Annotated in this window: 17 protein-coding genes; 4 read left to right on the top strand and 13 right to left on the bottom strand. The window is 41.2% G+C overall.

Annotation, left to right across the window (positions count from 1 at the left end; genetic code table 11):
• Nucleotides 1-196 precede the first annotated feature (196 nt).
• The 10 genes from RYK12_RS08405 to RYK12_RS08360 form a co-directional block, all read right to left on the bottom strand.
• Nucleotides 197-907 (bottom strand): ABC transporter ATP-binding protein, encoded by a 711-nt coding sequence (locus tag RYK12_RS08405; RefSeq protein ID WP_000062200.1) that lies wholly within the window; start codon nt 905-907, stop codon nt 197-199.
• Complete coding sequence (locus tag RYK12_RS08400) at nt 907-1,671, bottom strand: ABC transporter ATP-binding protein (RefSeq protein WP_261028604.1); 765 nt, start codon at nt 1,669-1,671, stop codon at nt 907-909. Before RYK12_RS08400 ends, RYK12_RS08405 begins: the two co-directional genes overlap by 1 nt.
• Nucleotides 1,671-2,627, bottom strand: a complete 957-nt coding sequence (locus tag RYK12_RS08395) for a branched-chain amino acid ABC transporter permease (protein WP_000662290.1) — start codon at nt 2,625-2,627, stop codon at nt 1,671-1,673. The genes RYK12_RS08400 and RYK12_RS08395 overlap by 1 nt, the downstream gene beginning before the upstream one ends.
• A 3-nt stretch (nt 2,628-2,630) precedes the next feature.
• Complete coding sequence (locus tag RYK12_RS08390; RefSeq protein ID WP_000941427.1) at nt 2,631-3,500, bottom strand: branched-chain amino acid ABC transporter permease; 870 nt, start codon at nt 3,498-3,500, stop codon at nt 2,631-2,633.
• Between the two features lie 116 nt (nt 3,501-3,616).
• Entirely contained in the window at nt 3,617-4,777 is a 1,161-nt protein-coding gene (locus RYK12_RS08385) for an ABC transporter substrate-binding protein (RefSeq protein ID WP_314848442.1), read from the bottom strand.
• A 66-nt stretch (nt 4,778-4,843) separates the two neighbouring features.
• The gene (locus RYK12_RS08380) at nt 4,844-5,131 is read right to left on the bottom strand and encodes a YlbG family protein (RefSeq protein WP_314848440.1); all 288 of its coding nucleotides are present in this window, start codon (nt 5,129-5,131) and stop codon (nt 4,844-4,846) included.
• A gap of 78 nt (nt 5,132-5,209) precedes the next feature.
• The gene (gene clpP / locus RYK12_RS08375) at nt 5,210-5,800 is read right to left on the bottom strand and encodes an ATP-dependent Clp protease proteolytic subunit ClpP (RefSeq protein ID WP_125393905.1); all 591 of its coding nucleotides are present in this window, start codon (nt 5,798-5,800) and stop codon (nt 5,210-5,212) included.
• A 173-nt stretch (nt 5,801-5,973) separates the two neighbouring features.
• The gene (gene upp, locus RYK12_RS08370) at nt 5,974-6,603 is read right to left on the bottom strand and encodes a uracil phosphoribosyltransferase (protein ID WP_000515974.1); all 630 of its coding nucleotides are present in this window, start codon (nt 6,601-6,603) and stop codon (nt 5,974-5,976) included.
• An 88-nt stretch (nt 6,604-6,691) separates the two neighbouring features.
• Nucleotides 6,692-7,159, bottom strand: a complete 468-nt coding sequence (locus RYK12_RS08365) for a cytidine/deoxycytidylate deaminase family protein (protein WP_000136974.1) — start codon at nt 7,157-7,159, stop codon at nt 6,692-6,694.
• Between the two features lie 18 nt (nt 7,160-7,177).
• On the bottom strand, nt 7,178-7,735 hold the full coding sequence (locus RYK12_RS08360; RefSeq protein ID WP_000004136.1) for a TetR/AcrR family transcriptional regulator: 558 nt from the start codon (nt 7,733-7,735) through the stop codon (nt 7,178-7,180).
• 124 nt (nt 7,736-7,859) lie between these two features.
• Here RYK12_RS08360 and RYK12_RS08355 point away from each other — a divergent pair, with 124 nt between their 5' ends.
• Genes RYK12_RS08355 through RYK12_RS08345 form a run of 3 tightly spaced genes read left to right on the top strand, consistent with a single transcriptional unit; the run spans nt 7,860 to nt 10,414 of the window.
• The gene (locus RYK12_RS08355) at nt 7,860-8,705 is read left to right on the top strand and encodes a DegV family protein (RefSeq protein WP_314848439.1); all 846 of its coding nucleotides are present in this window, start codon (nt 7,860-7,862) and stop codon (nt 8,703-8,705) included.
• A 58-nt stretch (nt 8,706-8,763) separates the two neighbouring features.
• Nucleotides 8,764-9,939 (top strand): NAD(P)/FAD-dependent oxidoreductase, encoded by a 1,176-nt coding sequence (locus RYK12_RS08350; RefSeq protein ID WP_314848438.1) that lies wholly within the window; start codon nt 8,764-8,766, stop codon nt 9,937-9,939.
• Between the two features lie 19 nt (nt 9,940-9,958).
• Nucleotides 9,959-10,414: an 8-oxo-dGTP diphosphatase gene (locus tag RYK12_RS08345; protein WP_314848437.1), complete on the top strand. Its 456-nt coding sequence runs from the start codon at nt 9,959-9,961 to the stop codon at nt 10,412-10,414.
• Nucleotides 10,415-10,522: 108 nt separating this feature from the next.
• Here the strand turns inward: RYK12_RS08345 and RYK12_RS08340 are convergent, their stop codons facing one another.
• Nucleotides 10,523-11,263: a MerR family transcriptional regulator gene (locus RYK12_RS08340; protein WP_314848436.1), complete on the bottom strand. Its 741-nt coding sequence runs from the start codon at nt 11,261-11,263 to the stop codon at nt 10,523-10,525.
• A 233-nt stretch (nt 11,264-11,496) separates the two neighbouring features.
• On the opposite strand from RYK12_RS08340, the gene RYK12_RS08335 reads away from it, so the two are divergent.
• Nucleotides 11,497-12,837, top strand: coding sequence for a sodium-dependent transporter (locus RYK12_RS08335; protein WP_314848435.1), 1,341 nt, complete (start codon nt 11,497-11,499; stop codon nt 12,835-12,837).
• Nucleotides 12,838-12,876: 39 nt separating this feature from the next.
• Here the strand turns inward: RYK12_RS08335 and manA are convergent, their stop codons facing one another.
• Together manA and RYK12_RS08325 are read right to left on the bottom strand one after the other, a co-directional pair.
• Nucleotides 12,877-13,821, bottom strand: coding sequence for a mannose-6-phosphate isomerase, class I (manA, locus tag RYK12_RS08330; RefSeq protein ID WP_314848433.1), 945 nt, complete (start codon nt 13,819-13,821; stop codon nt 12,877-12,879).
• Between the two features lie 120 nt (nt 13,822-13,941).
• The gene (locus RYK12_RS08325; RefSeq protein ID WP_314848432.1) at nt 13,942-15,381 is read right to left on the bottom strand and encodes a 6-phospho-beta-glucosidase; all 1,440 of its coding nucleotides are present in this window, start codon (nt 15,379-15,381) and stop codon (nt 13,942-13,944) included.
• Nucleotides 15,382-15,705: the final 324 nt, after the last annotated feature.

Genomic DNA, 15,705 nt, shown 5'->3' with positions numbered 1-15,705 from the left:
TTTTTCAATTATTAGAAATTCATCTTTCAGTGTAGATGTAGATTTGTTTGCAATCTAAATATGCCAACTAAAATAGTCTACTGGATAAAATAATTGCTTCGCAATCTTTATTCACCGACTAAAAAGGTCCCCCGGACTATAATGATGATTACTTCGTAATCTTTATCTGCAACCTAAACTAGTCTCCCAGACTAGTTTAGCCACCCAGATATGCTTTTCTGACTTCTTCTGATGAAGCGAGTTCTTTTCCTGTTCCTGATAGGACGATTTTTCCTGTTTCCAGTACATAACCTCGGTCAGAGATTGCGAGTGCCTTATTGGCATTTTGTTCAATCAAGAGGACGGTTGTTCCTTGCTTCTGAATATCTTGAATGATATCAAAAATCTCTTGAATAAAGATTGGGGCAAGTCCCATTGATGGTTCATCTAAAAGAAGAAGTTTTGGTGTTGACATGAGGGCGCGTCCCATGGCAAGCATTTGTTGTTCCCCCCCTGAAAGAGTAGCTGCATCTTGGTTCTTCCGTTCTTCAAGACGTGGGAAGCGTGAGAAAACTTTCTTCAAGTTAGCTTGATTTTCTTCACGATTTTTCTTTAAGAAAGCTCCCATTTCAAGATTTTCCATAACAGTCAAGCCAGGGAAGACGTGACGTCCTTCTGGTACTTGTGAAAGACCACCTGCCACGATTTTTTGAGCTGGCATTTTTTGGATTTCTTGACCTAAAAATTCAATCTTTCCTGAGCTTGGTCTAACTAAACCAGACAAGGTGCGAAGAATGGTTGTCTTACCTGCACCATTGGCACCGATAAGGGAAACTACTTCTCCTTCATTCACTTCAAAGCTTACATCACGGACTGCTTGGATCATACCGTAATGCACAGAAAGATTATCAACTTTTAACATAGACATTAGGCTTCACCTCCTAGATAAGCTTCGATAACTCGTTTATTGGTCTTAATTTCGTCTGGAGTTCCCTGAGCAATCAAACGACCGTATTCAAGTACATAGATACGTTCTGTTACTTCCATGACCAGATTCATATCGTGTTCAATCAGCATAATCGTAATCTTAAATTCATCTTTGATGTGACGAATTAACTCAGTCAATTCTGCTGTTTCCTGTGGGTTCATACCTGCTGCTGGTTCATCTAAAAAGAGAATTTTAGGTTCCGTAGCGAGGGCACGAACAATTTCTAAACGACGTTGTTGTCCGTAGGCAAGATTTTTAGCAAGAGTCTCTGCATCACCATCTAAATCAAAGATTTTCAACAATTCCAAAGCTTTATCCTTTAATTCTTTTTCACTCTTATAAAAAGCTGGTAAGCGTAAGAAACTAGCAAAAACATGTTGTTTGTGATGGTTGCCAAAAGCAATCAAAACATTGTCCAAAACTGTTAAATCTTTAAAGAGACGGATATTTTGGAATGTACGTCCAAGTCCCAAAGAAGCAATCTTATAAGGTGACTTCCCATTTAAAAGGTGACCATCAAGGGTAACTGTTCCCTCACTTGGTTCATAAACACCCGTCAAGAGGTTGAAAAGAGTGGTTTTCCCAGCTCCATTTGGACCGATTAGTCCAACCAATTCCCCTTCGTTCAATTCAAGAGTCACATCTCCAACAGCTGTTAGACCGCCAAAATGTTTGGTTAACTGTTTTACTTCAAGTAATGCCATTAGTTTTGTTCCTCCTTTTTAGATTTTTTAAAGAAACGTGATAGGCTCAATTCCCATGTTCCAAGGAGTCCACCTGGTCTGAAAATCATTACCAATACCAAGGCCAAAGCGTAGATAATCATACGCACGCTAGCAACATCTTGGAGAAGCATATTCAAAATTCCAAGGACAATAGCTGAAACGATTGCACCTGTAATTGAACCAAGTCCACCAAATACAACAATAATCAAAACGTTGATTGAGTTGATGAAAGTGTAATCTTTCGGTACAACTGACCCGATAAATCCTGCCTGAAGTGACCCTGCAATACTTGCAGTAATGGCACCAAAGACAAAAGCGATGATTTTAATTTTAGTCGTATTAACCCCAACTGACTCAGCAGCAATTTCATCCTCACGAACGGAGAGAGTTGAACGACCAATTGGACTACGCAAGAAGTTCAAGGTTGCAATGGTTGTAATCACGACAAAGAAGTAAACCATTTGCCAAGTTGTAAAGTTTGGAATTCCCAAGATACCTGCCGCACCATTTGTAAGGCTTCCGCCATTGATGATAAAGATACGGATAATTTCAGAAACACCTAGAGTTGCTACTGCAAGATAGTCCCCCTTCAAGCGCAAGGTTGGAATTCCGACAAGTAAGGCAACTGCTCCTGAAAGCAAAGCCCCTACAAGCATAGCTCCAAAGAAGGCTCCGTAGGTTGGTGATTTAGAACCAATAATAGCTGCTGCATAGGCACCAATCGCCATGAAACCAGCATGCCCAAGTGAAAATTGTCCTGAAAAACCAACGATTAAGTTAAGGCCAACAGCCAGAATAATATTAATTCCGATTTGTTGTAAAATCTGTACATAGAATAGATTGAGTACTCCGACTGAAACCAATACACTAATCAAGCCATAGCCAGCTAACAAAAGGAGTAACCATAGAATATTAACTTTTAAATTTTCTTTCATCGTTTACACCTTCTCTTTCACATTTTTACCAAGGATACCAGCTGGGCGGACAATCAAGATCAACAATAAGATTCCATAAACAATGGCATCACGGAAGTCTGACATCCCAAAGGCTGTCGCAAAGGTTTCCAATAGACCAATCACAAAGCCACCAAGAGCCGCACCAGGAATAATTCCGATACCACCAAGTACAGCGGCAACGAAAGACTTAAGACCTGGAGTAACCCCCATCAAAGGCTCAAGAGAGTTATAATAGAGGGCAATCAGAACACCTGCCGCACCCGCAAGAGCTGAACCCAAAGCGAAGGTAAAGCTGATAGTACGGTTTACATTGATCCCCATCAATTGCGCCGCATCGCTATCTACGGATACTGCACGCATGGCTTTTCCCATCTTTGTTTTTTGGACAATGACCTGTAACAAAATCATCAAAATCAAGGAAATGGCCAAGATCATTAACTGCACGTTTGTTAGGCTAACTGGTCCCAAATCATAACGAACTGTTTGAATCGCTTGAGGGAAGGCACGGGTATTGGCACCAACCAGATAGACCATCCCATATTCCAATAGGAAAGAAACCCCAATAGCTGTAATCAAAACAGCAATACGAGTAGAGTGACGTAAAGGTCGGTAAGCAAGGAACTCAATCACGACACCAAGAATGGCTGTCGCTAGCATGGCTACAATAAGCGCTACAAAGAAATTCATTTGGAAAGAATTAATCAAGAAATAACCGATAAAGGCTCCCATCATATAAATATCACCGTGGGCGAAATTGATGAGCTTGATAATTCCGTAAACCATGGTATACCCTAGGGCTAACAGCGCGTATACACTACCTAGAATCAAACCATTTACTAGTTGTTGGAGCATAAGATTCACTCTTTCTATTTATAATTTTGAGGGTTTCCCCTCACTTTTTGATAGGTTCTTAAACATCGAAACAGGGAGTGAGTCAGAGGCTCATTCCCTATTTCAACATTTTTCTATTATGGTTTTACAACTTCTGCTGCTTCAACCTTACCATTGTTCATGGTCATCATGTAAGCAGTTTTGACTGTGTTGTGGTCTGCATCAAAGCTTGTTTGACCAGTTACACCTTCAAAATCTTTTGTTTTAGCAAGGTTATCCTTGATTTCACCAGAGTTTTTAGCACCTTTTGCTGCGTTTGCTACAAGGTGAACTGAGTCATAAGCCAAGGCTGCAAATGTTGAAGGCTCTTCGTTGTACTTAGCACGGTAAGCATCAAGGAAGGCTTTTGCTTTAGCTGAAACTTCTACAGTAGTTGAGAAGCCTGAGATAAAGTAGATGTTTGATGCTTTTTCAGGGGTTGCTTGTTGTACAAACTCTTCACCGTTGAATCCATCACCACCAACGATTGGTTTGTCAATTCCCATACCACGCGCTTGGTTTACAATTTTACCAGCTTCAGTGTAGTAACCAGGGACGATGATAGCATCAAAGTCTTTCCCTTTCATTTTTGTAAGGGCTGCTTGGAAGTCTGTGTCACCTGCTACGAAAGTTTCATCTGCAACGATTTCACCTTTGTATGCTTCACGGAAGGCTTTGGCAATACCTTTAGCATAGTCGCTGGCATTATCAGTGTAAAGAACAACTTTCTTAGCGTTTAATTTTTCAGAAACATAGTTTGAGATAATTTTTCCTTGGAAGCTATCTTGGAAAGTTCCGATAAAGAGGTAATCTTGACCTTTAGTCAATCCATCTTGAGTCGCACTTGGTGAAATCAATGGAACACCAGCTTTTGTAGCGTTCGCTACCGCAGCTGCAGTTGCACCAGATGTCGCAGGTCCTACGATTGCTGATACTTTAGATTGGGTTACAAGGTTAGTTGTTACTGAAGCTGCTTCTGCTGTTTCAGACTTGTTATCTTTATCAACTACTTCGATTTGTTTTCCATCGATACCACCTGCGGCATTGATTTCATCAACAGCAAGTTGGGCACCTTTTTGTTCAGATGTTCCGTAGGCTGCTACGGCACCAGTTTCCTCGAAGTTAAATCCGATTTTGATTGTCTTTTCATCTACTGAGTTACCAGCAGTGTTTGACGCTCCAGACTTCACTTCTCCACAGGCTGCAAGAAGTGCTACACTTGCAAGCGCCACAAACGATAGGGCAAATTTTTTCTTCATCTTTTTTGTCTCCTTATTTCTTAAATAAATAGCATGTTAAGAATATACCGAATTATCAGAAAATTGTCAACACTTTTCTTGAATTTTTTCAATGATAACGTTTTCCTCTCGATAAAGATTGCCCACAAAGGGTGTTTCCAGCTCTTGGATATGACAAACTCTGACTTTTTTTATAAATTTTTCCTTGCTCAAGCGCCCGACCAATTGCTCCACTTCTTGAGTTGGAACATAAAGCTGTAAGTAACGATGTTTCTTGGAATGATAGGTAATATCTCCATAATCCTGCAGTTTTTTGGCATCACGATTATAGTAAAGATAGATAATCAAGCCAGATCGATTGACTTTTTCAAACATGGTAAATCCTCTTTCTAAGAAATCTCTCCCTATTATACCAAAAAAAGCAAACCCAGTCGAGTTTGCCTTCTTTGATCATTAGTTCAATGAATTGTTGGCCATGATTTCATCAACAAAGCCATATTCAAGTGTTTCTTGGGCACTCATCCAGTTATCACGTTCTGCATCTGCATGGACTTTTTCGATTGACTGACCTGAATTTTCAGCCAAGATTTTTTCCAAGATGTTACGAGTTTTGAGCAAGTGTTCTGCAGCAATCGCCATATCGGTTTGTTGAGTACCACCACCTGTACCACCCATTGGTTGATGGATCATGTATTCAGCATTTGGAAGCATGAAACGTTTGCCTTTTGCTCCACTTGATGCAATGACCGTCCCCATAGATGCGGCCATTCCCATAACGATGGTTTGGACATCTGCCTTAATAAAGTTCATGGTATCAACGATTGCCAAACCAGCTGAAACGGAACCACCAGGTGTATTGACATAAAGGTAAATATCTTTTGTACTATCTTGGGCATCCAAGAAAAGCAACTGAGCAATAACAGAGTTAGCCATGTTGTCTTCAACTGGACCTGTCAGCATAATGATGCGGTCTTTAAGAAGACGTGAGTAAATATCGTAGGAACGTTCTCCACGGCTTGTTTGTTCAATAACTACAGGAATCATTCATTTCTCCTTTTGAGTTTTAATTTTGTTGGTCAAATGATTGAAGATAAGACTATTATAATATCTTGGTCAAAAAAGGTCAAATTTTTGCTCTGTTTTCATCAGACAGAAACAAAAATTCAACCTCCTTTCACGACTGGAAATTCTTTTCCAATTCATTCTTCTTTTCGATTTTATTTCGTACCGAACAGGCGGTCCCCAGCATCTCCAAGACCTGGAACGATATAACCGTGTTCGTTCAAGCGTTCATCCAAGGCTGCTGTAAAGATTTCTACATCTGGATGAGCTTCTTGAAGGGCTTTTACACCTTCTGGAGCAGATACAAGGCAGACAAATTTGATATTTGATGCGCCACGTTTTTTAAGGGAGTCAACAGCCAAGATTGCTGAACCACCTGTTGCCAACATTGGGTCTACTACAAAAATTTGACGTTGGTCAATGTCTTCAGGCAATTTCACCAAGTACTCAACTGGTTGAAGCGTTTCTTCATCACGGTACATACCGATGTGACCAACCTTAGCAGCTGGAACCAAGCTCAAGAGTCCATCAACCATCCCGATACCTGCACGCAAGATTGGAACGATGGCCAATTTCTTACCTGCCAATTGTTTTTGAACTGTTTTTGTGATTGGTGTTTCGATTTCCACATCTTCTAGTGGAAGATCACGAAGTACTTCATACCCCATCAACATTGCAATCTCATCTACTAGCTCACGGAAAGCTTTTGTAGAAGTATCTGTACGACGCAAGATTGACAATTTGTGTTGAATCAATGGATGATTAATAACTTCAATTTTTCCCATTTTTGGAATTCCTTCTTTCAATTTATTCTTCTTATTATACCAAAAAACGGTTTAAAAATCTTTCTAAACCATTTATTTTTGATAATTTTTACATTAAATCTGCCTCTTTAAGAGCTTCCTGTACTGTCTCAAGTGGTAGATGGGTCAATTCTGTCCCTTTTTCTTGATAAAGGTATTGGGCATAGTCATCCATTCGGTACTGATTGATATAAACTACACGCTTGCAACCGACCTGCAGCAATTGTTTGGTACAATTCAGACAAGGAAAGTGTGTCACATAGGCTGTAAAGCCTTTAGGAACACCACGTTCTGCACCTTGGAGAATAGCATTCACCTCTGCGTGAAGAGTGCGAACACAGTGGCCTTCAATGACCAAACATTCGTGGTCAATACAATGCTCAGTCCCTGACACCGAACCATTGTAGCCAGTGGAAATAACCTTATTATCCTTTACCAGAATTGCGCCCACTTTGGCACGTTTACAAGTGGAACGATTGGCAATCAGTAGGGCTTGGGCTGCAAAATACTCATCCCAGGCTAGTCTTTTTTCAGTCATATCTCTTCTCCTTTTCCTCTATTTCTTAAAAAATGGTAACCGTAAGTCTGCAATCTTTTCAGCTGGTACCTTCATGCCATCCTTGATCCATTTTAGGAGAACAGAGACGATGGCTGAGCTCCAGAAGGAATGAAGATAAGAGCTGACACCTTTTGATTTTCCATGGTATTTTTCTAGAAATTCCTGCATGGCTTGGACAAAGATTTTTTCCAGATGGTAATCTAAGGCCAATTGAATCACTCTGGCCTCCTTTCTTGCTTCTCTGAAAAGGTGAACCCAGACCAGATAAAGATCTGTCTTTAGATCGTAATGATGCAGCTGTTCCATAATATTGTGGACAGTTCGTTTAAAGACGCTCTCTAAAATCTCCTCTTTGGAGTCATAATTGCGATAAAAGGCCGCACGCGAAACGCCTGCACGCTTGACCAATTCAGAAATACTAATCTTGGTCAGATCCTTTTTTTCCAAGAGCTGCAAGAGGGCTGTTTCGATGGCTTCTCTAGTTAATAGATTGGATTCTTGGTTTGATTTTCTGAGATTTTCAAGAGACTTTTCAGAGATTCTACGTTCAGACATAACATTTTCTTTCTACTTGTCACAACAGACGGATGAGGCTTTTGTTTCAAGGGTTTTCATGATATAATTGTAAAAAAAGACAGAACCTTTGTCAATGTATAACTGACAAAGATGGAGAATTTCTATGACTTGGAAGATTATTGCTGACTCTGGTTGTGATTATCGTCAACTGGCAAGACCAGCTATTGACACAACCTTTGTAAGTGTCCCCTTAACCATTCAAGTAGCTGATCAGGTCTTTGTTGATGATGCCAGTCTTGACATTGACCAAATGATGGAAACTATGTATGCAACTGCAGAAGCTTCAAAATCAGCTTGTCCAAGCCCAGATGATTATTTGCAAGCATTTGAAGGAGCCAAAAACATTTTCCTAGTAACCATCACAGGTACTCTCTCTGGCAGCCACAATAGTGCTCAACTAGCAAAGAATATTTATCTGGAAGAACATCCTGACACTAAGATTCATGTGATTGATAGTTTGTCTGCTGGTGGGGAAGTTGACTTGCTCGTAGAAAAATTAAATGACTTGATTGACCAGGGCCTATCTTTTGAAGAAGTGGTTGAAGCTATAACTGCTTATCAAGAAAAAACCAAGTTGCTCTTTGTTCTAGCCAAAGTCGATAACTTGGTGAAGAACGGCCGTTTGAGCAAGCTTATCGGTACAGTCGTTGGCCTTCTCAACATCCGTATGGTCGGAGAAGCTAGTGAAACCGGAACCCTCGAATTGCTACAAAAAGCAAGAGGAGCAAAGAAATCCGTTCAAGCTGCCTATGATGAGTTGGTAAAAGCTGGATATGCTGGTGGCCGAATTATCATGGCCCAACGAAATAACGAAAAATGTTGCCAACAGCTCTCAGAGCGAATTCGCGAAACCTTCCCACAAGCGGATATTAAAATTATCCCAACATCTGGTCTCTGCAGTTTCTATGCAGAAGATGGTGGTTTGCTGATGGGATATGAAATTGATTAATTGCATTCTTGACAAGAGGTGACCATCATCTCTTGTTTTTTTGTGGTACAATAGAGCTATGAAACATTTTGATACTATTGTCATCGGTGGGGGACCTGCTGGTATGATGGCTACGATTTCTAGTAGCTTTTTCGGGCAGAAAACCCTCCTCATCGAAAAAAATCGAAAACTTGGAAAAAAATTAGCTGGAACTGGTGGGGGACGTTGCAATGTGACCAATAATGGTAGCTTGGACGACCTACTAGCTGGCATCCCTGGAAATGGGCGCTTTCTTTACAGTGTCTTCTCCCAATTTGATAACCATGATATCATTAACTTTTTTACGGAAAATGGGGTAAAACTTAAGGTCGAGGACCACGGACGCGTCTTTCCTGCCAGTGACAAGTCTCGGACCATTATTGAGGCTTTAGAAAAGAAAATCACTGAACTAGGTGGCCAAGTTGCTACTCAAACCGAAATTGTTTCGGTTAAAAAGATAGAAAATCAGTTTGTCCTGAAGTCAGCAGACCAAACTTTCACTTGTGATAAACTGATTGTCACAACTGGTGGGAAATCCTATCCTTCTACTGGTTCGACTGGTTTCGGACATGAGATTGCCCGTCATTTTAAACACACCATTACCGAGCTTGAGGCAGCTGAAAGTCCTTTGTTGACAGATTTTCCACATAAAGCACTTCAGGGAATTTCACTAGACGATGTGACCCTAAGCTATGGTAAGCATATCATTACTCACGATCTGCTCTTTACCCACTTTGGTTTGTCAGGCCCTGCTGCTCTACGTATGTCCAGCTTTATCAAGGGCGGAGAGGTTCTCTCACTGGATGTTTTGCCTCAACTTTCTGAGAAGGACTTAGTTGCATTTCTAGAAGAGAATCGTGAAAAATCCTTGAAAAATGCCTTAAAAACCTTGTTACCAGAACGCTTGGCAGAATTTTTTGTGCAAGGCTATCCTGACAAAGTCAAACAGTTGACTGAAAAGGAAAAAGAACAACTTCTCCAGTCTATTAAGGGACTTAAAATCCCTGTGACTGGTAAAATGTCCCTCGCCAAGTCATTTGTTACCAAGGGTGGCGTCAGTCTCAAGGAAATCAATCCTAAGACTCTAGAAAGTAAGCTGACCCCTGGCCTCCACTTTGCTGGTGAGGTACTGGATATCAATGCCCACACAGGTGGGTTTAACATCACTTCTGCTCTCTGCACTGGTTGGGTGGCAGGAAGTCTACATTACGATTAAACATCAAAGGTTGTGAAAAATGAGCAGAAGAGAATCAGTCGAATTTGTCAACATGTGCTTGATTAAAAATGGGGACAAGGTCCTAGTTCAAGACCTAGTTAGTCCTAACTGGCCTGGCATTACTTTTCCTGGTGGCCATGTTGAACGTGGCGAGTCCTTTGTTGATGCTGTCATTCGTGAAGTGAAAGAAGAAACAGGTCTGACCGTTTGTAAACCCCAACTCTGTGGTATCAAAGACTGGTATGATGATGCAGATTATCGCTATGTTGTCCTCTTTTACAAAACAGAACACTTTACTGGTGAGCTCCAATCTTCAGACGAAGGAAAAGTCTGGTGGGAAGATTTTGAAAATCTATCTCATCTAAAATTAGCTACTGAGGATATGTCTGACATGCTTCGTGTTTTTCTCGAAGAGGACCTCAGTGAGTTCTTTTACTACAAGGATGGAGAAGACTGGTCTTACCAACTCAAATAACAGTAAATCGGCAGAGGTCACTCCGCCGATTTTTATCTTATCTAAGTCTGTGTCTTCCTACTAAAATTCTGTTACTGGCTTTGTCAGTCCTAGCTTAGTCTGTGAGTTTTATCGAGTTTGTGTGCTTACATAGTGAGCAATGACATCTGATGTGTACTGGGCTGTTCCAATTCCAAATTTGTCAATGTTTTCCTTAAACTCTGGGTTATAGACGTAGCCTTTACCAATATGACCGAATACTTCAATAGTACAATCAAATCCATAAGTACGTATGGCTTGCAAGAGTTTAGCAGCTTCTTCTTGGTTTTCTGTTGCTGTTACAGGCAGTCCAGCTTGAAGATTTTGTGACAAGGCTCGAAAAACTTGGTTGAAGGCAGCCGTAGCTTCGTTTTCGTGACCTTTTTGGCGCTCGAGCGCTTGGTCCATCACTTCTTGTCCATACTTCTCTACCGCCTCTTGGTGGTGTTTTTGATGGTCTTGGTAGTTAAATCCAGCAAATTTCTCTTGAATGCTCATTTCTCTTTCTCCTTTTTGTTCTTGAATGGTTTTTTGCAAGGTGGAAATCAAGGTATCCAGATGTTCCCTTTCTCGAGTCAAATAGTCCAACTGCCTGGTCAAGTGAGGCAACAAATCTGATCTATCTTCCTTTAACAGCTCTGCTATTTTTTCTAAAGAAAAACCTAGATATTTATAGTAAAGGATGACCTGAAGGCGTTCCAAATCCTCCTGGCTGTAGGTCCGATAGCCGTTTTCCGACTTTAAAGGAACCAAAAGCCCTATCTTATCGTAGTGGTGCAGGGTCTTGACAGAGACGCCCGAAAGCTGCGCAGCTTCTTTTATATGGTACATGATTTCCTCCTTACATTGATAGTATAACCCCTCCCCTTAGGTCAGAGTCAAGCGTTTTTGCGAAATTTTTTACTTTATCATAACATGAAATGGTTTTCTTGACAGACCTCAGAAAACATGATAGGATAGTCAGGTCTATCAATCAAAAGAAACGCTCATCTTGAGTACTGATGAGGCTATTTGCCAAGGGCAGTAGCTTTTTCTTTTGTAATACTAATTTTAGGAGTTTAACTATGTCTGAAAAATCGCAATGGGGTTCTAAATTGGGCTTTATCCTGGCTTCTGCTGGTTCAGCCATTGGACTTGGTGCCGTTTGGAAATTCCCCTATATGACTGCTGCTAACGGTGGAGGAGGATTTTTACTGGTCTTTCTCATCTCCACTATTCTAATCGGTTTCCCTCTTTTGCTAGCTGAATTTGCCCTCGGCCGAAGCGCTGGTGTCTCAGCAATCAAAACCTTTGGAAAACTGGGCAACAATAACAAGTACAACTTTATCGGTTGGATTGGTGCCTTTGCCCTCTTTATCCTCTTATCTTTCTACAGTGTTATTGGAGGGTGGATTTTAGTCTATCTAGGCATTGAGTTTGGAAAATTGTTCCAACTTAGCGGAACTGGTGATTATGCTCAATTATTTACTTCAATCATTTCAAATCCAGCCATTGCCCTAGGAGCTCAAGCATCCTTTATCTTATTGAATATCTTTATTGTATCACGTGGGGTTCAAAAAGGGATTGAAAGAGCTTCGAAAGTCATGATGCCCCTGCTCTTTATCATCTTTGTTGTCATCATTGGGCGCTCTCTCAGTTTACCAAATGCCATGGAAGGGGTTCTTTACTTCCTCAAACCAGACTTCTCTAAGCTGACAAGTGCTGGTCTCCTCTATGCTCTGGGACAATCTTTCTTTGCCCTCTCACTAGGGGTTACAGCCATGCTGACCTATGCTTCTTATTTGGATAAGAAAACCAATCTAGTCCAGTCAGGGATTTCCATTGTAGCTATGAATATCTCAGTATCTATCATGGCGGGTCTAGCCATTTTCCCAGCCATGTCAGCCTTCAATATCCAGTCTGAAGGGGGACCGAGCTTGCTCTTTATCGTCTTGCCTCAACTCTTTGACAAGATGCCTTTTGGAACCATTTTCTACATCCTCTTCCTCTTGCTCTTCCTCTTTGCGACGGTTACTTCCTCTGTCGTCATGCTGGAAATCAATGTGGGCAATATCACCAACCAGGACAACAGCAAGCGTGCTAAGTGGAGTGCCATTTTAGGAATCTTGACCTTTGTTTTTGGCATTCCTTCAGCCCTTTCTTACGGTGTCATGGCAGATGTTCACATTTTTGGAAAGACCTTCTTTGATGCTATGGATTTCTTAGTTTCCAATCTCCTCATGCCATTTGGAGCTCTCTGCCTTTCACTTTTTACTGGCTACATCTTTAAAAAGACACTTGCTATGGAGGAACTGCATCTTGATGAAAGAGCATGGAAACAGGGACTGTTCCAAGTCTGGCTATTCCTTCTTCGTTTCATCATTCCAATCATCATCATCGTGGTCTTTATCGCCCAATTTATGTAATCAAAAGGACTTGAGTAATGAACTCAGGCCCTTTCTTTTTTATGGATGGCTAACAATCAATTCCAAATCTTGTCCTTCCAAAGTCCAAGCTTCAACATCACTTGGTAGGATAAAATGACTACCTTTTTGGATTGGATAGTTTTTCCCGTCAACAATTAGCTGACCTTGACCAGCCAAGACACTCAACAAGCTGTAGTCAGCTGTCTTTTCGAAGTCAACTTTTCCAGTAATTTCCCACTTGTAAACTGCAAAGAATTCATTGGATACAAGTAGAGTGGAACGTAAATCATCAGCTTTGATAGTTACAGGACAGCTATTGGCAGGCTCACCAATGTTTAAAACATCGATAGATTTTTCAAGGTGAAGTTCACGCAAGTTGCCATTGTCGTCCTTGCGGTCAAAGTCATAGACACGATAAGTGGTATCGCTAGACTGTTGGGTTTCAAGAATTAAGATGCCCGCACCAATAGCATGCATGGTTCCACTTGGTACATAGAAGAAATCTCCAGCTTTAACTGGTACTTTTGTCAACAAGTCATCCCAATTCTTGTCCTCAATTTGCTGACGAAGTTCATCTTTTGACTTGGCATTGTGACCATAGATAATCTCTGAACCTTCATCCGCAGCGATGATGTACCAGCATTCTGTTTTTCCGAGTTCGCCTTCATGCTCTAGTCCATAAGCATCGTCTGGATGAACTTGAACGCTGAGCCAGTCGTTAGCATCCAGGATCTTAGTCAAAAGCGGAAATACAGGCTCAGGACGATTTCCAAACAATTCACGGTGCTCCGCATACAAAGTAGCAAGATCTATTCCCTCGTAGCGACCATTGGCAACTTTAGAGACACCATTTGGATGGGCTGAGATGGCCCAATATTCCCCTATTTTTTCACTTGGGATGTCGTAGCCAAACTCATCACGTAGCTTGGTTCCACCCCAGATTTTTTCTTGCATAACTGATTGTAAAAATAATGGTTCTGACATCATATTCTCCTGTCTGATTTTTCTCCCCTCATTATAGCAAAAAAAGAGTTCGAATTGAACTCTTTTTAACATCTTATAAAGTAGGGAGAAAATTTTATAAAAATAGTAAACAAATGTGCTCTACTCAATGCTTGCACCATTGCTGGCAATGACATCCTTGTACCAGTAGAAGGACTTCTTCTTGCTCCGTTTGAGGCTCCCATGACCAGCATTATCTCGATCTACATAGATAAAGCCATAGCGCTTATTCATTTCCCCTGTGCCAGCTGAAACCAAATCAATACAGCCCCAAGTCGTATAACCAATCAAGTCAACGCCATCTTGGTAAATGGCATCTCGCATAGCCTTGATGTGGGCTTCTAAGTAAGCAATCCGATAGTCATCTGCTACGTAGCTATTTTCATCAGGAGTATCTATTGCGCCGAGTCCATTTTCTACGATGAACATAGGCTTTTGATAACGATCCCAGATGGCATTGAGAGTGATACGAAGCCCCAGTGGGTCAATCTGCCAACCCCATTCAGAGGATTCCAGATAGGGATTTTTGATAGAGGCAAAGACATTTCCAGCGGTCAGATTCCTCACTTCTGGATCCCCTGAGGCCACTCGGCTCGCATAGTAAGAGAAGGAAACAAAGTCAACAGTATGATTCTTCAACAAGTCCAAATCCTCTGCCGTTATTTCAATTTCAATCCCCTCACGCTCCCACTGCTTCTTGGCGTAGTTTGGGTATTCCCCACGCGCTTGAACATCAATGAAGAAGTAACTCTTGCGGTCTTCCTCCATGGCTGCCCAGTAGTCTCTCGGATGGGCTGTGTTAGGATAGTATTGCCCTGCTGCCAACATACATCCCACCTTGTTTTCTGGAGCAATTTCGTGGGCAATCTTAGTCGCCATGGCTGAAGCCACCAACTCATGGTGAGCAGCCTGATATTTAACCTGTTCTTGATTTTCTCCTTCTTCAAAACAGAGCCCAGCTCCCATAAAGGGGGCATGGAGAATCATGTTGATTTCGTTAAAGGTAAGCCAGTATTTGACCAAACCCTTATAGCGGGTAAAGAGTGTGCGACAAAGTTTTTCATAGAAGTCTAACATCTGACGATTGCGCCAACCACCGTATTTTTCAATCAAGTGCATAGGACAGTCGAAATGAGTAATGGTTACCAGAGGTTGGATTCCATACTTGTGACATTCCTTAAACAAGTCCTCATAAAAGGTTAGACCAGCTTCATTTGGCACTGTTTCGTCGCCCTTAGGAAAAATCCGAGTCCAAGCAATGGATAGACGATAAGTCTTAAAGCCCATTTCCGCAAAAAGGGCAATATCTTCCTTGTAATGATGGTACATATCAATAGCTTGCTTGGCTGGGTAAAAATAGCCCTCCTCAAACGAAAACATCTTTTTCTGACCTGTGATAATGGCTTCACGATCTGGACCGATGGGGACGACATCCACATTCGCCAATCCACGACCTTCTAAATTATAAGCACCCTCACACTGGTTGGCAGCTGTCGCTCCGCCCCACAAGAAACCATCCGGAAAAGTCAGTTTTTCGGTCATAACTCTACTCACTTTCTTATTTGCTTGTTCATTTACTTATATTATAACTTATTCTGTAAACCTTTTCTTATAAAATACTGTGACATACTGATACTATTCTACTATTTAAGTTTATCAGATTGTTTTTTAAAAAATTATCCTCTAGAAAAAGTAAATAGCCTCCCCTGAAACAAAAAAGAAGACTGAAAACTAGTCTCCTCTGTTCCTTTTAAATCAAAGCTGTAATAACCGTCACTAGGCCAAAAATAATACCTGGTGCATTAGCTGCTGCAAGGGGGATATCTCTTTCTTTTTTGAAAAGACCGTAGTAAACCCAGAGACTAC

Origin of the sequence: uncultured Streptococcus sp., from assembly GCF_963518475.1 — a bacterium.
In the GTDB taxonomy this organism is placed as follows: Bacteria; Bacillota; Bacilli; order Lactobacillales; family Streptococcaceae; genus Streptococcus.
This window is presented reverse-complemented; position numbering and strand designations above follow the sequence as displayed.